The organism is Acinetobacter sp. SwsAc2, from assembly GCF_013391465.1.
Taxonomy (GTDB): domain Bacteria; phylum Pseudomonadota; class Gammaproteobacteria; order Pseudomonadales; family Moraxellaceae; genus Acinetobacter; species Acinetobacter johnsonii.
The window spans coordinates 1-20,863 of sequence record NZ_JACBEZ010000047.1 but is presented as its reverse complement, the minus strand read 5'-3'; the positions used below and the strand labels follow the sequence as shown (position 1 = coordinate 20,863).

Sequence of the window (20,863 nt, the reverse complement as noted above, 5' to 3'; positions counted from 1 at the left end):
TCGATCGGTCACTTTACCTAGGCAAAAAGGTTCCATTTTTGCCCATTGGGCATCAGTAAGTATGTATCTATCCATAGTACTATTATAAATTAATCAGTAGCCTTTGTTAATTCTCAACAAGCCCTAGACGGTCACGCTTGCCTTCATAGATTTCGGTATAGCCCACATCCTGTCCATCCACACCTACGATCAACAAACGGTGATGGTCATCGGCCAGCATTTTTTCAAAATACACCGCGAGATCAATTTCAGACTTATTCAGCTGCCACTGTGGAATAACATGAGGCTCATGCATCCATTTATGTAACAGTACTAAGTCCTGCGGATACTGTACTTGGCGCAAGTAAAATTGCGTCTCATTCTCATAGTATTCGTAAAAATTGGGAAGTTGTTGTGAAAGTGTTTTCATGTGGAAGCCTGCTAATTTTTTGGTTTTTTATGATGCGATACGCTTTGTCGTTGTATCGTCAGTTGACTTGGATACCTGCTCTGACCATCGTTTTAAGGTTTCAGGGCTGACAGGATTGGCAATTGGATCTAAAAATACAGGGACAGGACGTTCTGCTTCGTCGTTATAACTGGTGGTAAATAGACGCACTCGGTTTAAACAAATTTTTTCAAATTCGGCTCTAAACATGGCAAATTTTTCAATGCGTTCTGCCAACTCTGGATGCGCCTGATGAAAAGCATCAATGACCGATGAAATGCTTTGCCAAAATTCAACTTCGCTATGCTCAGGATAGTCTTGTAGAAATACATTACAGATATAACGGTAATGCACCATAAACAGCCCAGTGAAAATAAAATGGCTGAGTTCATGCGCAGGATGACGCAGTAAAATTTGTCCTTCGATCGGTAAACTGGCCAATTCTGGAAAGTCCTCATCAACCAAATTGACATCATCAATAAAGTCTTTCAGCACCATTTTCTGCGGTACGCCATTGGCATGAATGAGCATGGTGTTTTCCCCATGTGGAGAAAAAGCCAAGCCATATTTGTACAAGCAGATTAAGAGTGGAGTAACAGATACTTCGGCAAAGCGTTTTAACCACTGTAATGGACTCAAACCCGACGCCTGAATCAACACAGCTAATATTGACTGGCCATTGATATCTCGATGTAATAAAGCCGCTTGAGAAAGTGCCTGTTCACCTGTTCCAATCACTGGATCTACACTTTCACGCCACAAACATCCAAACAGTTCTTTAAACTGATACGGCGCACCTTCAATCTGATCAAAACATGGCTGATGAATAGTCAAAGTTGCCACTTCACCTAAGAATGCAACGCCTGACTGTTTTAAGTCTGGATCTTGAGATTGAATCTGCTTTAACCAAGCTGTGACGGCCGGAGCTGCTAAGTTTCGTTTAGACGGCAACCCACGATACACCGCAGTATTGAAGATACTGACAGGTAATTTGACATAATGACGCTCAGGCTGACTGATATTGCAAAGCGTACGAATCGACTGCATAGGTACATAGTCATCTTGGCCAACGCCTAATTCAATAATGCGCTGATCCACGATTTCATTGGCATAAGTTGGCACTAACCATTGATGCCACTGCCATGCATGTACTGGAATAAGGAAATAGTCACGACAAGAGCAGCCTCTTTCATGTAACTGTTGTTCAAAGCTCTCTAACTCTTCTGCATCCAACTCATATTGATAAAGTCTCCCCGCTTGCCACTCCTCGGTAGAACGGAACTCTGCCAAATCACGATGCACCGCGAGCCACAGCACTTTGACCGTTGGCGAAAGTTCAGGAGCGGCACTTAAGTAGTCGTCATAACCAAAACCCATACGACCTTTGCTCATAATCAACCACGGATGACCACGGAGCATACCTTCAATTTCATGATGCGATGCCGTCAATGCCGCTTCACTGCTTAAACGACGTTCATCAAATAAATGCGCCTCAGCTAACCATGTATTGTTCATTTCTTTGATGAGATATGCCTTGGTAAAAGGCTTAACTTCGGTTTGATTTGAAAACGCGCGAATGAAAGTGTGTAAATTCCATGCAGGCAAGTCTTCAACCACGCTCAACTCACGTACTGAACCCTCCTCAATCTGCCAATGTCCCAATAAATAGTTTTGTGCTTTAAAAGTATAGGTTTGATCATCCAACGTCAGCTGGTAACGATTGTCCTTTAAATGGGTTACTTGAATAATTTCTTCATATAAAAATTCAGCAATCGCCATTTCAATTAAGCGCTGTCCTGCCAAACGCCACTGTTTCTGATTCACTTGAAGTTGTGCAAAGCTCATATTATTTTCTCGAATGTATAAGGCTTCATAGAGGGATGTGACCCTGTTTGTATTTTGCGCTGCTCAATATTTTTTGATTTAGAACTCGATGGTGCTAAAGCTGCTGTTCGTGTAGTGGATGTGTCATGCTGCACATACATTTCGGGGTTCTGCTCAGCTCTGAAATGTTGAAATGTCTGTTCATTACTTCCTATTTCATAGAGCTGATAACCCAGTAGTTGATTGGCAATGGTCGCAGCACGAAAAGCGCCTAAGCCTAAATCCGGTGTGCCTACGCCATGACTGTGCATTTCTTGGTTTTGCACATAAATTTCACCCATTGCTGTATGCTGCAATCGATAGTCTTGGCTCACTTTCCACCGCCCCGCTTGATCTGTTGAAATCAAGGGTTTTAAGTATTTAAAAAATGAAAACTCAGGGCTGTAATAACCTGTAGATGCCACCACAAAATCAACATCCATATAAAAACGTTGCTCAGTTACGGTATGTTCAAGGCTCAAGCGAATCTGCTGACTTTCCACTAACTCAGCATCAAGCAACTGGATTTGTGCATGCAAATGTGTTGCTTGTATAGCAGAGGCAATACTACGGTGGTAAAGTTTTTGGTAAATCTCACGTATGGTTTTGGCACTAATGCCTTTGTACAGCAAGCCTTGATCTTTCAACTGCGCTGCTTTTTGTGTTTCTGAGAGTCTATAAAAATGTTGGGTATAGTTCGGACTAAAATGTTCCAAGCCCAATGGTGCATATTCCATCGGGAAAAAACCATTGGAACGCGTCAGCCAATGCAACTTGAAGTCAGCTGCTGGTACACCATCATGTTGATACTGCTGATCGAACAAATCTAAAAAGACTTCAGCCGAAGACTGTCCTGAGCCTAAGACGACAACATTGCCTTTGAGCTTGCCTTTTTTATGGGTTAAGTACTCTGCTGAATGAATACATTTTTCAGGGACTTGTTGTTGTAACTTACGCAGACATTCAGGCAAATAAGGCTGGCTGCCCGAACCAATCACCAAGTTTCGACACAAGTAACGAATAAAACGGCCGCCTTGCTCAACCACCACCTCAAAACCTTCGTTCTTGGCATAAATGGCCTTGACCGTCGATTGATACTGTATATGGCCCAGTTGATCTGCCACCCACTGGCAATAATGGTTGTATTCACGGCGCGGAATATGAGGCTGCTCAAGGAAGTAGAACTTATATAAGCGCTGCTGTGATTTTAGGTAATTCAAAAAACTCAACGGACTGGTCGGATCAACCATCGACACCAAATCCGCCATGAATGGGACTTGCAAGACCGTATTGGGCAGTTGCATACCTGCATGCCAGTCAAACTGCGCTTTTTTTTCAAAAAACAGATAGTGCAATTCTGTCTTTTCATGCAACAAACTGGCTAGGCTTAAGTTAAATGGTCCAAGACCAATCGCAATAAAATCAAGCATAGAGGGCATCCTCTTGTTTGATATATAGCGGATTGGCTAACTGAATATAGACAGACTGATTTTCAACGGGTGCAATCAATTCATCCAGTTCATATAAACGGGTCAGTAAGTTACCCTTATAAGGCAGCGTTGGTTGATACAACAGACTTTGAATCAAACTACTGTCTGGGTATTGCTTCAAAAGGTCAAAGAGGTGTTGCTGTAAAACAGACAGTAAATCTTGCTCACTGACAAAACCTGTTGCACCGATGGCATTGATGATGCCAAACAAGGTATTGCCAAAGAAATAATAACTAAAACGTTCATCGACAAAAGTCTTGGAGCCTACTGCATGGGCTTTATCATGCAGTTCTGGAAATTGTTGTAAAATTTCATCTGCGAGTTCTTCTATATAGTAAAAGCCTTGATTGTCCCGTAGCCATAGCCACTGTGGCCAGCCATCTTTTAACTCAACCAAGACATTTTGCTGATGCGACTCAAAGGCCATACCATAACGATGGTAAACATACATTAACGGGGTCAGACTAATGTTTAAAAAGACTTTAAACCAATCAAGTGCGATTTTCGCCTTATCCTCCAACTTTTGTTGAAAGGCAATCTGATCAAATAATGCATTAAAACGATTGCGTTCTTCTAAGGGATGATCCTGACACAATGAAGCAATACACGTGACCTGCTGTTCAGGAGTAAACGGCTGGTCACGTACAATACAAATCGTTTCATCGATGATTTCACCATCTAGCTGAAGAGCAATCCATGCAGGATCATTGACCGCTTTTAGAGTTGGACATTGTTTTAAAATACTTTGCCCTAACTCACTGTGCCAAAGTCGATGGGTCATTTCTCCTCGGTGACATTCTTTTGCTAAGTTGACGCGAATAGAGTTGGTAATCATCACTGAAAGCGAAGGTTTCAGCATCCACGGCGCGTTAAAACTCGCCAAAGTACGTACAGAAGTGGTTGGTGAAAATATCCATGCTTTTTCGCCCAAATCGATGATTTTCAGTTTAGCCTTTAAACTTTTAAACCATACTTTGCTTTGCAAATAGCGGGCTTGCCACGGATGCAGTGGTAGCAGTTTGTAATGTGCATATGCAGCTAAGGTTTCAAGTTCCGATTCAGACAAATGCCATTTGATTTCTTGTTTAAGTTGTATTGAAAAAGCCTGCTCAAGCGCTGTTCCTTCTGCAATATTTTCAGGTGCCACCAGCCAATAATGCAGCTGGGTCTGACCACAAGCTTCAGGTGAATATTTTTGCCAGTCTTCATGGACAAAACCTGTTCGGCTTTTCGGTGCAGGATGCATGCTATGACCTAAAACCAAAGCCTGTTCAGACTCTATGAAACCTTGCTCAGCCTGTACGAGAGCATCAAAATCTTCTGCCCGAATATTTAAAAACTGTTGTAATGCGTCACGACTTTGAATCCAACGTTCAACCAACGATGCTGCATCGACATGGCCTTCAGATTGTTGCACTAACTCTTCTAGTAACAGACTGACCATGGCTGCTGCGCTAAAGTTAAGCTTTTGGCCTTTTTGAAAAATTTGCGGTAAATCCGCAATACGATGTCGCCCAACACGACTGACATAGCTCAACGGAACAAAAAGCTGTGCTTGGATTAAACTAAGCGGCAAAGATAACAGCGTCAAACCTTGGCTAAACGCGAGTTGAGTTGAATTTTGTTGATACTTCTCAAACAAGCTTACCTTGCCTGTTTCTTGTGAGTATGCATTGACAAGATGCTGCATCGCCAAGCGATTGGCTAGCTCTTTCATCTGACCATTTCCTCTTTTTAAAGCTTATTCCAAGCTCATTTCATGTAATTATGTTTCTTAAAGGTGTTCACGTTGGCCAACGCTGCAAAAATCATGTTAATAGTAATTATTATCATTTATCTTTGCAATTTTGTTTACTTTTGGAAATATACGCACTACACCAACATATATTATTGTTTTTTAATAATTTTAAACATTTAATCAGTTTTTCTAATAAAGCCTATACGAAATTACACCATAGCTTTAAATGATAGTTTATGAATTTATAATTGATTCGAACTATAAAATTTCCCTATATTTCATAAGGAAAAGCCCATTCAGGTGACTGAATGGGCTTTCATTTGTGCTCAAATTAATACTCAAAAGAGCTCAAGGCTTAAATCAAATAGGGACGAAGAAGTGAAGACTTCAATGTTCTTTATTGATCCAGTACATCAGCAAAAGTAGCTGAAAGTACTTTTGCTAAATCCTGTGGTTTTAAACCGATATCTAAGCCGCGCTTCCCCCCACTGACATATAGTTTCTCCAACTGTTGTGCGCTTTGATCGATCACGGTTTTTAACCTTTTTTTCTGTCCAACAGGACTAATCCCACCGACCAAATAACCTGTCAGTCGTTCTGCATCTTTAGGGTCGGACATTTTTAGTTTTTTTGCCCCCACTGCCTGTGCAACTTTTTTCAAGTTTAACTGATGGTGTACAGGAAGAATCGCAACAAAATAGTTTTTTTCATCGGTCACTAACAGTGTTTTAAACACCTCTTCGACACGTAGATTTAATTTTTCTGCGGCTTCAAGCCCAAAGCTTTTTGCATTGGCATCATGTTCATATTCATGAATAGAAAAATCGATTTTATTGGCTTTTAAAAGTTTGGTTGCAGGTGTCATTTCTGTTCAATATATTCACTACATACTCAGCATTATATGCCTATTCAAAAAGAAAGTTTAGCGGTACGCCTATCATGATCATCGAACTTACAGGCACTCAACCAATCAATGACTGTAAGTTCGATGTAAACTATGTATGCAGCTTGTTATCGCTGAAATATCACAGTTTAGTCAGCACTTAATCCAAATTTTTTGAAGATTTGAGCACGGCGCTTTGGCAAGATATTGGCTTTGGTCAAATCACCTTCGTAATGATCAAACACTCGTTGATCCATCATTTTAAACCACAGCTTTGGAATTAACGCTGGAATTAACATCGTGGCATAACCACTCGGTAGCTCAGGGGCTTCATCAAAATGTCTTAAGGCCTGAAATGGGCGGGTTGGATAGGCATGATGATCTGAATGGCGTTGTAACTGGTATAAGAATAAGTTAGTCACAATGTTGTTATTATTCCAGCTGTGTTCTGGCATGGTTCGCGCATAGCTGCCATCTTCTTTTTGGCTACGCTTTAAACCATAGTGTTCGATATAATTAATAATTTCAAACAGACTCACGCCATAAAATGCTTGTGTCACCAGATATGGCGTCACTTTTTTACCAAACAATTTCAACATGACTGCATGAAAACCAGCACTCATCGCCCATCCATGAAACAGTTCATTTTCTTTGGAGAAGAAAGACAGACCTTTTCGTTTTAGGCGTTTATGTTCAATTTCAACAGCCGACTTCAACCCGCCGAAAACGGTACGCGGCCAAAACTCATAAAAAGTCTCCCCCATTTTCGATGAAGCAGGGTCTTCTGGTGTTGCAGCACGTTTATGATGCCCATAAGGGTGCTCAATGCGGAAATGGTTGTAGACCAACGGCGCTAAAGTCATATGCGACCAATAATGATCTGATTTTTTAGGACGGTGGCACAGCTCATGTGCTGTATTCACTGCTACTCCATTAATTGCCCCCATAGAGACACCCAGTAATATTTGGTCGAGCATCGATACATTTTGGCGAGTCACCACATAACCTGCAAACAAATTGGCTGCCATTTGTAGCGGAATGAACAATTTCACTATACGGTCATAGTACGGGTCATTTACCAAGACCTTAATTTCATCATCCGAAGGATTATTTTCATCTGCACCGACCAGACCATCTACCGCAGGAATAATGACATGCAGTAACAGCGGCCCACCCAAAGCGAAGATTTTCTTAGTGGGTTTCGGGCCAAAATGATAGCCCGCTAAAATGCCCATGCCAATCACAGGAAGCCCAGGACTCAATAACCAGCCAAAACGCTTTTTATCGATCCCTGCTGCATTTTTGACGACCACGCTAGCATTCGTCATTTTCACTGATGCATTCATTACCATTCTTCCAATTTTCTTGTTATGCCTTTATATTTCTAGAAATGGGACATAAAGAACAGTTGCTAACGTCCAAGAAAACAGCGTAATCGTCCTTGGCCTGAAATGACTTAAATTGACCCTAAATCAAATATTAAGCCTAAGATATAAAGACTAGAAATCGTAAAGTATGGATGCTTTAAGTAAAATTTTTGAAGATATACACCTCAACCAATCTGAGTACCTCTACCTTAAACCTCATGGTGAGTGGGCTTTTCGCTATACCGAACAATCAACCATGATGGCCTATGCGGTACTTCAAGGACAACTCACTATTTGTTTAGATGCTAAACAAATTATTGTTGCTGAAGTGGGCGACTTGATCTTACTGCCTTCAGGGCCAAGTCATGAGTGTCGCTCCTCAACTACCGACCAACTGTTAGAAGTATTCAATATTTCTGACTTATTTGCCCAAAACCAACACAAAGAAGTCTCTTTTGGTAGTGATGCGACACAACAAAAAACCGTGATCTTGGCCTTACATGCACATATGGACCCCATTATGGCGCGTCCTTTAGTACAGGCCTTACCCGCATTTATTCACCTTCAACACAAAGATCTCAGCACGGTTCCTGAATGGTTGCAAATTGGGCTGCAGTTTCTCGCTCTAGAAGTCCAACGTATACGCCCAGGCCGTGACAAAATTTTGGATCATTTGGTGAGTATTTTATTAATTGAATGTGTGCGTGATTATATTGATGCGCTGCAAGACTCGAACAATTGGCTGAGTGCTTTATCTCATCCTGAACTCTCCAATGCCCTTGCTAAAATTCATGCGGAACCTGCACAGCCTTGGACTGTTGAGTCCCTTGCAGAACAGTGTTGTATGTCACGGTCTAAATTTGCCACATTGTTTAGCCAAATTTTAGGCACAAGCCCTTTGGCTTATTTGCAACAACACCGTCTGCGTTTAGCCGCCCAATACCTGCGTAATGGACAAGGAACCATTCAGCAAATAGCACATAGGGTAGGTTATAACTCAGAAACGGCTTTTAGCCAAAGCTTTAAACGACAGTACCAAATGAGCCCAAGTCAATATAGAAATAATCCAAACCCAACTTAACGTGCCCGTCCTTAATGGTTTAATAGTAATCTTCTCTCAGCTTATGTTTTTGTACGTCGAGATAAATACCTTGAACTTGCAGACAAAGATTAGCATCTTGTGAAAATCACACTATAATATCCCGCATCCTTGCTAGAGATGGCTTCAAACCACTGCTTGTTTGTTCTTTTTCGCTCTAGCCACACTTTTTTAAGTCCAGTTTTCATCCGTGATTCGGCTTATTTTTCAATATTTTATCTCTTATATGTCCATGCTGACATATAAGAAAATTTAGGTGCCAGCATGGAAATCAAGGTTAATTATCTCGATAATCTTCGCCAAGAAGCGAAGTTCGATGATTTTACAGTCATTGCCGATCAACCGATTCGCTACAAAGGTGATGGCTCTGCACCCGGTCCATTTGACTATTTTTTAGCATCTTCTGCGCTTTGCGCGGCTTACTTTGTCAAAGTGTATTGTTTGGCACGTGACATTCCAACTGACAACATTCGTTTGTCACAAAACAACATTGTTGACCCTGAAAACCGCTATAAACAAATCTTCAAAATTCAAGTTGAGCTCCCAGCGGACATTTCAGAAAAAGATCGCCAAGGCATTTTACGCTCTATCGACCGTTGTACGGTTAAGAAAGTAATCCAAACAGGCCCTGAGTTTATTATTGAAGAAGTAGAAAGCATTGATGCCGATGCACAAGCCCTGCTTATTCCAAGCCTTGCTTCTGAAAGCAGCACCATCATTGCAGGTAAAGACCTGCCTTTAGAAGAAACCATTGCCAATATGTCAGGTATTTTGGCTGGTCTGGGCATGAAAATTGAAATCGCTTCTTGGCGTAATATTGTGCCAAATGTGTGGTCTTTACATATTCGTGATGCTCAGTCGCCAATGTGTTTTACCAACGGTAAAGGCTCAAGCAAAGAAAGTGCATTAGCTTCTGCGCTGGGTGAGTTCATTGAACGTCTGAACTGTAACTTCTTCTATAACGACCAGTTCTGGGGTGAAGACATTGCCAATGCCGAATTTGTGCATTATCCAGATGAAAAATGGTTCATGCCAGGTCCAAATGGTGAAATGCCTGAAGGTGTACTGGATGAGTACACCCTTGAAATTTATGACCCTGAAGAAGAACTGTTAGGTACGCATTTATACGACACAAACTCAGGGAAAGCTGAGCGTGGTATTTGCTCTTTACCTTTTGTTCGCCAGTCTGATGCGGAAGTGGTTTACTTCCCATCAAACTTGATTGAAAACTTGTACCTTAGTAACGGCATGAGTGCAGGAAACACCTCAGCTGAAGCACAAGTACAGTGTTTATCTGAAATTTTTGAGCGTGCCGTAAAACGTGAAATTTTGGAAGGTGAACTGACCCTGCCAGATGTACCACAAGAGGTTTTAGCGAAATATCCTAGCATTTTAGCGGGCATCCAAGGTTTAGAAGAGCAAGGTTTCCCTGTATTGGTGAAAGATGCCTCTCTAGGTGGTCAATACCCTGTAATGTGTGTGACGTTAATGAACCCGCGTACAGGTGGTGTATTCGCCTCTTTCGGCGCACACCCAAGCTTTGAAGTTGCGCTTGAGCGCAGCTTAACTGAGCTACTTCAAGGCCGTAGCTTTGAAGGTCTGAACGACTTACCTCGCCCAACATTTAGCTCAAATGCGGTCACTGAACCCAATAACTTTGTTGAGCACTTCATTGACTCAAGTGGTGTGGTGTCATGGCGCTTCTTTAGTGCCAAATCAGACTATGACTTTGTCGAGTGGGACTTTACCAATCAAGGCCAAAACTCAAATGCTGATGAAGCTGATGCACTGTTCGGTATTTTGGAAAATATGGGCAAAGAAGTCTATATGGCCATTTACCAACATTTAGGCGCAACGGCGTGTCGTATCTTGGTACCGGGTTACTCAGAAATTTACTTGGTTGAAGACTTGGTTTGGGATAACACCAACAAAGCGCTACTTTACCGTGAAGACATCCTCAACTTACATCGTTTAGGCGACGAACAGCTTGAAGCGCTGGTTGAACGTTTAGAAGAATGTGAGCTAGACGACTATACTGAAATCAAGACTTTGATCGGGGTTGAGTTTGATGACAATACCGAATGGGGTCAATTGACTTTGCTTGAACTCAAACTACTCATCTATCTTGCATTAGAGCAGTTTGAAGAAGCGAAAGATTTGGTTGAAGCATTCTTACAATACAACACCAATACCGTTGAACGTGGTCTGTTCTACCAATGCATGAATGTCGTACTCGAAGTAATGTTAGATGACGACATGGAACTGGAAGAGTATGAAGCAAACTTCCGCCGTATGTTCGGTGATGAACGTATGGATGCGGTAATAGGCACAGTTGAAGGTCGTATTCGTTTCTATGGTTTAACAGAAACCAGTATGAAACTTGAAGGTTTGGACCGTCACTTACGTTTAATCGACAGTTATAAAAAGTTACACGCTGCTCGTGCTAAAGCCGTTGGATTAAAACCTTAAAATAAAAAGAAACAACCCAAATACGTTTGGGTTGTTTCTCACTGCACTATCACGATGTCTTAAAGAGAATTAATCTAAAATATTTAAAATCGCCTCAACAGGATTTTCACTATTACCTGCAAGTAACTGTTTATGCATGGTAATGTGCTGCATAGCCTGAATCTGTGCTGTTTCTATATTCATTAATTTTTCAATTTCAGCCGCCAATTTCTCAGGTGTTGCATCTTTTTGAATTAATTCTTGTATCACTTTCTTGCCCGCAATAATATTCGGCAATGAATAATATTGAATCTTGATCAAGAATTTCACCACATGATAAGTGAGCCAGTTCAACTTATAGAAGGTTACCATTGGTCGGTGTAACAGCATAGCTTCCAAAGTTGCTGTACCTGAAGCCAAAGCTACAATATTAGCGGCGTTCATAACTTGACGCCCAATCTTCGACTCGGTGCCTGAGTTTTCAAGCAAGTCTATTTGATCGACCAATGCTTTTGGATACTGAGTAAGCAAAGCTTCGATTTGTTGCTTACGTGCATCATTGATTGCTGGTATCACAAAGCGATAGTTTGGATATTTGGCGTAGAGCAATTTTGCAGCATCTAAAACCAGTGGACCGAGCTTTTCAATTTCACCACGTCGACTTCCCGGCAATAAGGCAATATGCCTTTGGGTCAGATCTAAACCCAGTTCTTCTTTGGCTTGTAAAATTGGGTTTTCCAAAGGCAATTGGCTCGCCAAGGGGTGTCCTACAAACGCAGCAGGAACATCCCATTTTTTATAAAATGCTTTTTCAAACGGAAATAAACACAATACCAAATCAATTGAGGCTTTGATGCCATGAACCCGTCCCTGACGCCATGCCCAAACGGAAGGACTAACATACTGCACGGTTTTTATGGGCAGTTGTTTTTGTTTTAAACTTTTTGAAAGGCGCAGATTAAAGTCTGGCGCATCAATCCCAATAAACACATCGACAGGATGGGCTGTCCATTTCTCTACCAGCCCATCACGTACAGCAAAAAGCTTTTTAATGTCTTTAAGAACCTCAACCAGCCCCATGACCGACAAGATATCCATCGGATAAAAGCTCTTGAAACCCTCTGCAATCATTTGCGGGCCACCAATACCCTCAAATTCTGCATCAATTCCTTGCTCACGAAAACTGCGAATAAGTTTAGCACCTAAAGTATCACCCGATACTTCACCCACTACGATTCCAATTTTAAGTTTCCGATTTTGCAAAGCATTATTCCTTATTTTTCAACCCATGCATCATAACATAGCGTCTTTTGGGATGGGTATTGGTCGAGTCTTTCTATTTATGCTGCAGATATAAAATGAGTGACCTATTTGACTCATATAAAAAGTACGAAAAAAGGCGAGTTAATTTAAATTTTCGATCATTTAAATATTGCACAGGATACCTATTAGAACATAGAATTACTGAGAATCATTATCGTTAATTCTATCTATGCTTTGTTCCTCAAGTTACACTGCTCAATCTCACTATTTTAGTATGTAGACTGCTTAACTCGTGATAGAGATAGCTTTGCTTAAATATTAAATTTAGGTTCGATGCTTAATGAGTACAACGTTAAGCCCCTTTATGACTTCATTCATGTGATCTTTATGCCCCTAAGTCAGCTTAATTACCCTATAACCGTTATGTTTCGGTTTTTGATCGCATTTGGCTTAGGCTATTTATGTACATCCATGTTATCAGAACTGCTTACCCTTAGTTTTCACCTTCACTTCGCTAAAGCAGAATCCATTTATTTGGCGGCTTTTCTATCTCTTATTTTCTTTACCACTTTTGTCATTGTAAGCTTTTGTGCTCAATCCCTGAAAAAGTTAAGCGCTTCAACCATTTCGCTTTCCCTTTGCTTTTTTGTATTGCTGAAGTTCGTAGGTTAAACCATGCAAAAATCTGTTCGCCAATCAATGGCATGGCTACACTCTTGGCTTGGACTAACACTGGGATGGTTATTATTTGCCATTTTTTTAACAGGTGCTGCGACCTATTACCGTCATGAAATAAATTTATGGATGCAACCTCAATTTGCCACCATGCAGGTCAAACAAGACACTGCGATGAATTCGGCATATCAATACTTACAAAAAAATGCTGCAGATGCGCAAAGTTGGTATATCGGCGTAGCTAGTCCGAGTTCACCTGTTAATAAAATCTACTGGCAAAAGGCCGATGGTGGCTACGAAAATAAGACTTTGGATGCGAACACGGGTGAAGAAGTCACCTTATCTGCAACTCAAGGCGGTGAGTTTTTCTATGGCTTTCACTATCAGCTGTATGGTGTGCCCTATTTTATCGGTAGGCTTTTGGTCACTATTGCGGCCTTCTTAATGTTGATCATCCTCATTTCAGGCATCATCACACACAAAAAGATATTCACCGAATTTTTTACCCTAAGAGCCTTCAAGGGTCAACGCTCGTATCTAGACTTTCACAATGTCACCTCTGTTATTGCTTTGCCTTTTTTCCTGACCATTACATTCACTGGTTTAGCCATTTTCTTTTATCTCATTCTTCCCAATGGCATGAAGAAACTTTATCCAGAGCAACCGTTCCAATATTTTGATGAAATTAGAAATATTAGCATCAGCTCTGAGGCTAAACCGACACCTGCTACGATGCGACCGATTGAGTACTTCATACAACAATCTGAGCAGCGTTGGGGGAAAACAGAGATTGACAATATTACGGTCAAACATCCCAACGCCAATATCGCTCAGGTGAACTTGGTTGAGTCAACTGACCGAAGCATCATGCGAAACCAAGCCCAACTCAGCTTTAACGGCGAATCTGGTGCCCTGCTCGGTGACACTCGGAACAATAGCGCAATTGCCACGCTCAATAATGGAGTCTATGGTTTACACATGGCACACTTTGCGCAGCCCTTATTACGCTTTGCGTTATTCTTCTCAGGGCTTTTAGGCTGTGCCATGATTGCGTCTGGACTTTTACTCTGGAGCTTAAAACGTCAGTTACAAAATAAGAAACAAAGTTTCCACTTTGGACATTATGCGGTTAACCGCTTAAATACGGCTGCCATCATTGGCTTGCCGATTGCAATGCTCAGTTATCTTTGTGCAAATCGTTTACTTCAGTTAGAAGCAGGTCAACCCAACTACGAAATCTACGCATTTTTCGGCACTTGGTTACTCAGCTTAGTCATTGCATTGCTCACTCCACAGCAACACCTTTGGAAAACTCAACTGAAAGTCTTCATTTTACTGGCTGTATCTTTGCCTATTTTCAATCTTTACTATTTAATCAGCCACCAATATGTGCATAACTTGAATGAATATTGGTTATTCTTGCGAGTTGATCTTATGATCTTCATCCTTGCGATATTGACTATTTTCTTACATCAAAAAATCCAGCCCATTCAACAAAAAGCTGTACAAAAAATTCAGAAAAAATATGCCAATACTGCGGTTCAGGAGTCCAATTCATGATCTACCTGATTGCAGGACTTCTCATCACTTTCGCGTGCTATGTATTATTTCTGGTGAGCGATAAGCAGCGCCCTAAAACTCAAAAGTCACGTTGGGCCAAGTGTGCAGAACATTATCAAATCTGCCGATATCTGGCTTTTGGTGTACTGGCCGCGACATTAATTTTATTGATTCAATTCACGGGTCGCGGTGTGGGGAGTGTCAGTTTATTTGTATTTGCAACCCCGATACTTTTTATACTGATTTTAAGCATCAATGACTTAAAACCCAAAAAAACAGCTCAATCTAAGTAAGTATTTACTCTACAACTCACACACTTTTTTATTTCGATCATGAGCCAAATAAAAAGGTATGTAAATATATGAGCCAGAACAATTGCAACAGAATTTTAGAGACTAATCAAAATCATTTAAGTTGAAGCACCGTGATTTTTAGTTATAACACGCTAAATAATAAGCACTTTTATAGATATTTTCACGGGGCAAACATTGCGTTCAGCTTTAGATTGGTCACAACAAGAAATCATCATACCCTTTCAACAGCTCTGCAGTTGGTCGAAGCATCATTTTGGCTGGACACTTTTTATTTCCCTCATTTTCAATTTGCTTGTATTTATTTGTTTCCCAAGCAGCTGGATCCCCACTCAGATTCAGAGTAAAACCTTTGATGAAATCACCGTTGAAATCAGTAAAGGACGAATCAGCACGTTGAAATTTAAACAACAGCATCATTTATGGATCGCAAACTGCGCATTGATGGGAGAACCTGTTCAAACACTATGTGACCAGTCATCACATCGTCACCAATTTACGGCAAAGCAGGTCGAGGTTTACTATTTTGAGCATATTTTTTGGAACCTAAAAAATGCAAAAAAGGAGGCATTTATTCATCAGATCACATTAGCTGATCCACGTCAGCAACACTTAGATATGACAGATAGCTCGACCGCAGCGGATTTTGAGCAATGGAAAAAGCATCAGCTAGCCCCTCTTTATATTTTACGAACACTCATAGGTTTCAATCTATGGTGGTTGCTGACAATTGTAGGCTTAAAAATAAAAGCACGGATACAGCTCAAACAATAACTCCTATATCTCTTTTTAGAATAAGTAAATCAACAATCAAGACAACGACTTATATGAAAACGTCATAAGATATGCACGTTTTTTGATATTTTGGCATATAACAATGTTTGGTCCACTCGAATTTATTCTCGCAGGTGTTTTAGTCGGTTTTTGTGTGGGAATTACTGGTGTAGGTGGTGGTTCATTAATGACACCGATCCTCATTAGCCTTTTCAGAATTGAACCTCACATTGCCATTGGTACAGACTTGCTCTATGCCGCAATTTCAAAATTCTGTGGTTCATTTGTACATGCAAAAAAACTAAATATTGTGTGGCCAATTGTGCTTTGGCTTGCAATTGGCAGTATTCCAGCTTCCTTTGCAACGCACTGGGTACTCGACAACTATTTGAGCCAATCTACCCACTACAAAGCCGTGCTCACTATGGTTTTAGGCTTCATGTTGACCATTACAGGTTTATCAATTGTCTTCCGTAATCAAATTGAAAAATTTTTCAACAAATTACGTAAAGATGAGCTCCCAGACATGACCGAAGACTTAGAAAAAGTTCAGCTTCAAACCAGCAATAAACGTAAGTACATTGTGATGATGGGTGTGGTTCTTGGGGTCTTCGTGACACTGTCATCAGTTGGTGCAGGTGCTTTCGGAATCATGGCTTTGGTCATTATGTTCCCAAATCTACCAATGATTCGTATTATTGGTTCTGACGTTGTGCATGCGGTGTTACTTACTTTCGTTGCAGGTATGGGTCACATGACTTCAGGCAACGTCGACTTCCACCTCCTTATGTGGTTATTGGTAGGGTCTATTCCAGCAATTATTATTGGAACACTGATTAGTTCACGTCTTCCTGAAAAAATCATCCGTAAAGTGTTGGGTATTACCCTGTTCGCGCTGGGTGTGAACTTCATGTTGAATCCGATCAAAGCCAAACCAGTGAAGCCAGCCGAAACTGTTCAAGTCATTCAAATTTCAACAGTTAAGAATGCCTCAGTGTAGGCATTCTGATTTAAAATAAACCTAAGATTCATCACTTTTTTTTCAAAGATTCATTCGACTTTTTTATAACCTTTTATCAGCTAAACCGTGTTATATTCAGCTTATAAAGCAACTTAATACGATCGAACCAGTGACGGCAATGAATACTCTACAGTCAAACTCTATTACCCAAAACGACATCGATGACGTGAATTTACAAAGCATTCATCCGCTAGTTACCCCAGCGGAATTAAAAACTGAATTGCCTCTCACTGAGTCTGCATATCAAACTGTACTTCACGGTCGTGAAACGATTCGCAATATTTTAGATGGTAAAGACAAACGCATTTTTGTGGTGATTGGCCCATGTTCAATTCATGACCCAGTTGCTGCTCACGAATACGCAGACCGTTTAAAAGTTTTAAGCGATAAAATTAAAGACTCAATCTATATCGTAATGCGTGTTTATTTTGAAAAACCACGTACCACTGTGGGTTGGAAAGGTCTAATCAATGACCCTGACATGAATGACTCATTCAACATTGAAAAAGGTTTACGCATTGGTCGTAAGCTTTTGGTTGAGTTAAATGAAAAAGGCTTGCCGTGCGCGACCGAAGCACTCGATCCAAACTCACCACAGTACTACCAAGACTTAATCTCTTGGTCAGCGATTGGTGCACGTACGACTGAAAGCCAAACGCACCGTGAAATGTCTTCTGGTCTTTCTTCACCCGTAGGTTTCAAAAATGGTACAGATGGTGGCTTAACTGTTGCAACCAATGCCATGCAGTCGGTGAAACATGGTCACCACTTCTTGGGTCTAAACAACCAAGGCCAAGTGTCTGTTATTCGTACTTCAGGTAACCCGTATGCACACGTGGTACTTCGTGGTGGTAACGGTAAGCCAAACTACGATGCTGGTTCTGTAGCAGAAGCAGAAGCAGCATTGGCTAAAGCGAAAGTCAGCACCAAAATCATGATTGACACCAGTCATGCAAACTCGAACAAAGACCCGTTCCTTCAACCACTTGTTCTGAAAAATATTACCGAACAAATTATTGATGGAAATAAATCTATTATCGGCATTATGGTTGAAAGTCACCTTAAAGGTGGTCGTCAGGAAATTCCTGAAAACCTATGCGATCTTGAATACGGCAAGTCAGTAACCGATGGTTGTATTGACTGGGATACCACAGAAAAGGTATTACTAGAGATGCACGAAGCACTCAAAGACGTTTTACCGAACCGTTAAGTTTTTAAAACGCCATCTTCGGATGGCGTTTTTCATTCTAAGATTAAGAAATAATTATGAACGCTATTGAAACACACTTAAGCCAAACACTTAACTTTCAATTTATCCACGAGCATTTGTTTACTTCTGGACAACCGACTGCTGAGCAATTACAGCAAATTAAAGAGTATGGCGTAAACACGGTCATCAATCTTGCGCTCAGTAATAGCAATAACTATTTAGCCAATGAAGATCAAATCTGTTTAGAGCTCGGTTTGAACTATATACAAGTGCCTATTTCGTGGGATACACCGTCTGATGATCAATGTTTATTGGTCTTAGATATGATTGATCATTTGGTTCAAGAACAAACCATTTGGGTCCATTGCTCAGAAAATTATCGCGTCAGTAGTTTGATGTATTTATATCGTCAATATTATATGAATATCGATATGCCAACCGCACATGAAGCCATGCATCAAATTTGGGAACCGAATGACACATGGACAGGTTTGGCGCATGCTGTTGCCTTACAACTTCAAGGTCGTAAAGCGACACAAGAATTGAAGCTGGCTATGATCAATCCTGATCATTTTGCATGAGAAATCAGCACTGTAGCTGTAGATAAAATACCTTCCTGACGACCCGTAAAACCCAGTTTTTCCGTGGTCGTTGCTTTGATGCTAATCTGTGTGATTTCAACATCAAGAACGTCTGCAATGCTTTGGCGCATCGCTAAATTATGCGGTGCCAACTTCGGACGTTCACATGCCACAGTAATGTCAGCATTATTTAACTGATAACCACGATCTAAAATAAGCTGATAGACATGGTTGAGTAATACTCGACTGTCTGCCCCTTTAAAGCGAGGATCGGTATCGGGAAAGTGCTGACCAATATCGCCTAAAGCCAACGCACCCAATAATGCATCTGTTAAAGCATGCAAAACCACATCACCATCTGAATGTGCTTTTAAGCCGTGTGTATGTGGAATTTGAATACCTGCCAGTGTGACAAATTCACCCTCTTCAAAAGCATGTACATCTAGTCCCTGTCCAATTCGAATATGTGCAACCATGCTCAGTTTCCTTTAAGAAATAAATGATTGAAATCTTGTATTCACGCTTTCTCTTTCGCTATAGTTACAAGCAGCGCAACATAGTGAAAGTATAAGCGATCATGCTGTTGAAAACCGACATAAAACTTATGAAAAAATTTAGTATTTTAGTGTGTCTAAGTTGTCTTTGTACCAGCTTTAGTTATGCTCAAGTCATTAACTGTGATGATCCGACCTCGTCTAGCCTTAAAAAGATCTGTAGCGATCAATTTAAAGACATTCGACAAAAATTAGACACACAATCAATGACTGCTTTTTTAATCAGTGATGCGCCGCAGCGTTTATTGGTCGATACCCATCAGCTATGGCTAAACCGCCTACAGCAATGTAAATCCTTAGCATGCTATCAGCAGCAAATGGACTTCCGAATTGATGATCTGAACTTCTACACATCATTAAATCAAAGTTTGACGCAACACTATTTAAAGTTTGAACATGGGGCCATTGCCAAACAACCTGTGCACCTACAAGTGCATCAGCTGTCTAAAGATAAAATTAAGATCGAAGGTGTTGCATATCGTAGTCCCAATAACCGCATAGAAACCCAAACCATTTCATTTTTGGCCTATACCACACCCGATCAAAAGCAAAACATCACGGACAATGAAAACAACTGTCACTACCAGTTCAACTTTCAAAAAGCCATTCTTTCTGTAAAAAGTGAAAGTAAAGCATGTAATCGTTTTGTTGGTGTGTACCGTGTTTATGACTAAGCTGTTAAACAAATCAAAATAATGGACATCGGGAGGCTAAAGTGGTGCAAGTACTCAAGCAATGCTGCAACCTCCTAGAACAAAAAAAATTGACCATTGCTTTTATCGAAAGTGCCAGTTCAGGTTATCTATCCAGTCAATTTTCGATTTATAAACATAGCGGAGCTGACATTTTGTTGGGTGGACTGGTGAGTTATGACCCCAGTATCAAATGTGAAATTTTAAAGATTGACGCTGCACTTATTCAGCAATATACAGCGGAGTCGATTGAAGTCACTGAAGCTATGGCACTTCACGGGCATCGACTATTTCGTCATGCCGATATTATTGTCTCCTGTACAGGGTTGCTCAAACCTGGTGGAAGTGCGACGCCTGAAAAACCAGAAGGCACCTTTTATATTGCCATTCATTATCAAAACAGTTTAAGTACTTACCATTATTTACTGCTAGGCAGTGCACTCGAGCGACTTGATCAACTTACGAAAAATGTCGCTCAAATGGTCATTGAACGTGTTCAAAATGCTTAAATCTTTACACTAAATTTGATTTTTCTACATTTTGAACCCTTAAACTGAACCATAATCAATAAAAATGTGAAGCGCCTTGTGATGATGAAAATAATCCATCCGCTAGTTTTCAGCACCTTATTTTTTTCAAGCCACAGTTTTGCAACTGTAGGTGGACCACAAAATATTGAAGTTTTAGGACTCGACCAAGCTGATCAAAAAATTTATGTGATGCGACATTATTTAGATGGTCGTGGTCGTTTGCCACAATTGTATTATTATCAACTTAACAGGGCTTTGTTGCACAAACCTATCTCTAAAGGCTTATTCCACAATATAATTCTCAAATGAATAAGCCCACACCTAAAATCTATCGTACAACCAATTGGTCTTCTTATAACAGTGCATTAATAAATCGA

17 protein-coding genes and 2 pseudogenes are annotated in these 20,863 nt (G+C 40.6%); 11 read left to right on the top strand and 8 right to left on the bottom strand.

Annotated features, from left to right (window positions below):
• Positions 1–121: 121 nt before the first annotated feature.
• The 6 genes and pseudogenes from HYI04_RS15505 to HYI04_RS15480 all read right to left on the bottom strand — a co-directional run.
• Positions 122–409: pseudogene (locus HYI04_RS15505) on the bottom strand (GNAT family N-acetyltransferase); the annotation flags it as partial.
• A gap of 27 nt (positions 410–436) precedes the next feature.
• Entirely contained in the window at positions 437–2,272 is a 1,836-nt protein-coding gene (locus HYI04_RS15500; protein ID WP_010326612.1) for an IucA/IucC family siderophore biosynthesis protein, read from the bottom strand.
• The gene (locus HYI04_RS15495; RefSeq protein ID WP_010326611.1) at positions 2,269–3,720 is read right to left on the bottom strand and encodes a lysine N(6)-hydroxylase/L-ornithine N(5)-oxygenase family protein; all 1,452 of its coding nucleotides are present in this window, start codon (positions 3,718–3,720) and stop codon (positions 2,269–2,271) included. Before HYI04_RS15495 ends, HYI04_RS15500 begins: the two co-directional genes overlap by 4 nt.
• On the bottom strand, positions 3,713–5,497 hold the full coding sequence (locus HYI04_RS15490) for an IucA/IucC family siderophore biosynthesis protein (protein WP_010326610.1): 1,785 nt from the start codon (positions 5,495–5,497) through the stop codon (positions 3,713–3,715). The genes HYI04_RS15495 and HYI04_RS15490 overlap by 8 nt, the downstream gene beginning before the upstream one ends.
• Positions 5,498–5,915: 418 nt before the next feature.
• A complete protein-coding gene (gene ybaK / locus HYI04_RS15485; RefSeq protein ID WP_010326609.1) occupies positions 5,916–6,383 on the bottom strand; it encodes a Cys-tRNA(Pro) deacylase in 468 nt (155 codons plus the stop codon).
• A 167-nt stretch (positions 6,384–6,550) separates the two neighbouring features.
• Complete coding sequence (locus HYI04_RS15480) at positions 6,551–7,747, bottom strand: alkane 1-monooxygenase (protein ID WP_010326608.1); 1,197 nt, start codon at positions 7,745–7,747, stop codon at positions 6,551–6,553.
• Positions 7,748–7,916: 169 nt separating this feature from the next.
• On the opposite strand from HYI04_RS15480, the gene HYI04_RS15475 reads away from it, so the two are divergent.
• Positions 7,917–8,849 carry an AraC family transcriptional regulator gene (locus HYI04_RS15475; RefSeq protein ID WP_010326607.1) on the top strand — a complete coding sequence of 311 codons (933 nt, stop codon included), beginning with the start codon at positions 7,917–7,919 and terminating at the stop codon, positions 8,847–8,849.
• Between the two features lie 282 nt (positions 8,850–9,131).
• Positions 9,132–11,336, top strand: coding sequence for an OsmC domain/YcaO domain-containing protein (locus HYI04_RS15470; RefSeq protein ID WP_010326606.1), 2,205 nt, complete (start codon positions 9,132–9,134; stop codon positions 11,334–11,336).
• A 69-nt stretch (positions 11,337–11,405) separates the two neighbouring features.
• Here HYI04_RS15470 and lpxB read toward each other — a convergent pair whose 3' ends face one another.
• Positions 11,406–12,578, bottom strand: a complete 1,173-nt coding sequence (gene lpxB, locus HYI04_RS15465) for a lipid-A-disaccharide synthase (RefSeq protein ID WP_010326605.1) — start codon at positions 12,576–12,578, stop codon at positions 11,406–11,408.
• 675 nt (positions 12,579–13,253) lie between these two features.
• Here lpxB and HYI04_RS15460 point away from each other — a divergent pair.
• The 6 genes from HYI04_RS15460 (at position 13,254) to HYI04_RS15435 (ending at position 18,710) form a co-directional block, all read left to right on the top strand.
• Entirely contained in the window at positions 13,254–14,813 is a 1,560-nt protein-coding gene (locus HYI04_RS15460; protein WP_010326603.1) for a PepSY domain-containing protein, read from the top strand.
• Positions 14,810–15,106 (top strand): hypothetical protein, encoded by a 297-nt coding sequence (locus HYI04_RS15455; protein ID WP_010326602.1) that lies wholly within the window; start codon positions 14,810–14,812, stop codon positions 15,104–15,106. The genes HYI04_RS15460 and HYI04_RS15455 overlap by 4 nt, the downstream gene beginning before the upstream one ends.
• Before the next feature lie 195 nt (positions 15,107–15,301).
• On the top strand, positions 15,302–15,898 hold the full coding sequence (locus HYI04_RS15450) for a hypothetical protein (RefSeq protein ID WP_029575011.1): 597 nt from the start codon (positions 15,302–15,304) through the stop codon (positions 15,896–15,898).
• 103 nt (positions 15,899–16,001) lie between these two features.
• Positions 16,002–16,898 (top strand): sulfite exporter TauE/SafE family protein, encoded by an 897-nt coding sequence (locus tag HYI04_RS15445; RefSeq protein ID WP_010326599.1) that lies wholly within the window; start codon positions 16,002–16,004, stop codon positions 16,896–16,898.
• Positions 16,899–17,037: 139 nt separating this feature from the next.
• Complete coding sequence (locus tag HYI04_RS15440; protein ID WP_010326598.1) at positions 17,038–18,129, top strand: 3-deoxy-7-phosphoheptulonate synthase; 1,092 nt, start codon at positions 17,038–17,040, stop codon at positions 18,127–18,129.
• A 56-nt stretch (positions 18,130–18,185) separates the two neighbouring features.
• Entirely contained in the window at positions 18,186–18,710 is a 525-nt protein-coding gene (locus HYI04_RS15435) for a protein tyrosine phosphatase family protein (protein WP_010326597.1), read from the top strand.
• Here HYI04_RS15435 and ispF read toward each other — a convergent pair.
• Positions 18,698–19,186: a 2-C-methyl-D-erythritol 2,4-cyclodiphosphate synthase gene (gene ispF, locus HYI04_RS15430; protein ID WP_010326596.1), complete on the bottom strand. Its 489-nt coding sequence runs from the start codon at positions 19,184–19,186 to the stop codon at positions 18,698–18,700. The two genes, HYI04_RS15435 and ispF, sit on opposite strands and share 13 nt — an antisense overlap.
• A gap of 101 nt (positions 19,187–19,287) precedes the next feature.
• On the opposite strand from ispF, the gene HYI04_RS15425 reads away from it, so the two are divergent.
• The 3 genes and pseudogenes from HYI04_RS15425 to HYI04_RS15415 all read left to right on the top strand — a co-directional run.
• The gene (locus HYI04_RS15425) at positions 19,288–19,938 is read left to right on the top strand and encodes a hypothetical protein (RefSeq protein WP_029575009.1); all 651 of its coding nucleotides are present in this window, start codon (positions 19,288–19,290) and stop codon (positions 19,936–19,938) included.
• A gap of 44 nt (positions 19,939–19,982) precedes the next feature.
• Positions 19,983–20,465 (top strand): CinA family protein, encoded by a 483-nt coding sequence (locus tag HYI04_RS15420; protein ID WP_010326594.1) that lies wholly within the window; start codon positions 19,983–19,985, stop codon positions 20,463–20,465.
• Positions 20,466–20,549: 84 nt separating this feature from the next.
• Positions 20,550–20,780: pseudogene (locus tag HYI04_RS15415) on the top strand (aminotransferase); the annotation flags it as partial.
• Between the last annotated feature and the right edge of the window lie 83 nt (positions 20,781–20,863).

Bases quoted from the DNA above. Each gene is read 5' to 3' on its own strand.
- HYI04_RS15500 (WP_010326612.1), bottom strand. From the start codon at position 2,272: ATGAGCTTTGCACAACTTCAAGTGAATCAGAAACAGTGGCGTTTGGCA.
- HYI04_RS15495 (WP_010326611.1), bottom strand. From the start codon at position 3,720: ATGCTTGATTTTATTGCGATTGGTCTTGGACCATTTAACTTAAGCCTA.
- HYI04_RS15490 (WP_010326610.1), bottom strand. From the start codon at position 5,497: ATGAAAGAGCTAGCCAATCGCTTGGCGATGCAGCATCTTGTCAATGCA.
- ybaK (WP_010326609.1), bottom strand. From the start codon at position 6,383: ATGACACCTGCAACCAAACTTTTAAAAGCCAATAAAATCGATTTTTCT.
- HYI04_RS15480 (WP_010326608.1), bottom strand. From the start codon at position 7,747: ATGAATGCATCAGTGAAAATGACGAATGCTAGCGTGGTCGTCAAAAAT.
- HYI04_RS15475 (WP_010326607.1), top strand. From the start codon at position 7,917: ATGGATGCTTTAAGTAAAATTTTTGAAGATATACACCTCAACCAATCT.
- HYI04_RS15470 (WP_010326606.1), top strand. From the start codon at position 9,132: ATGGAAATCAAGGTTAATTATCTCGATAATCTTCGCCAAGAAGCGAAG.
- HYI04_RS15460 (WP_010326603.1), top strand. From the start codon at position 13,254: ATGCAAAAATCTGTTCGCCAATCAATGGCATGGCTACACTCTTGGCTT.
- HYI04_RS15455 (WP_010326602.1), top strand. From the start codon at position 14,810: ATGATCTACCTGATTGCAGGACTTCTCATCACTTTCGCGTGCTATGTA.
- HYI04_RS15445 (WP_010326599.1), top strand. From the start codon at position 16,002: ATGTTTGGTCCACTCGAATTTATTCTCGCAGGTGTTTTAGTCGGTTTT.
- HYI04_RS15440 (WP_010326598.1), top strand. From the start codon at position 17,038: ATGAATACTCTACAGTCAAACTCTATTACCCAAAACGACATCGATGAC.
- HYI04_RS15435 (WP_010326597.1), top strand. From the start codon at position 18,186: ATGAACGCTATTGAAACACACTTAAGCCAAACACTTAACTTTCAATTT.
- ispF (WP_010326596.1), bottom strand. From the start codon at position 19,186: ATGGTTGCACATATTCGAATTGGACAGGGACTAGATGTACATGCTTTT.
- HYI04_RS15425 (WP_029575009.1), top strand. From the start codon at position 19,288: ATGCTGTTGAAAACCGACATAAAACTTATGAAAAAATTTAGTATTTTA.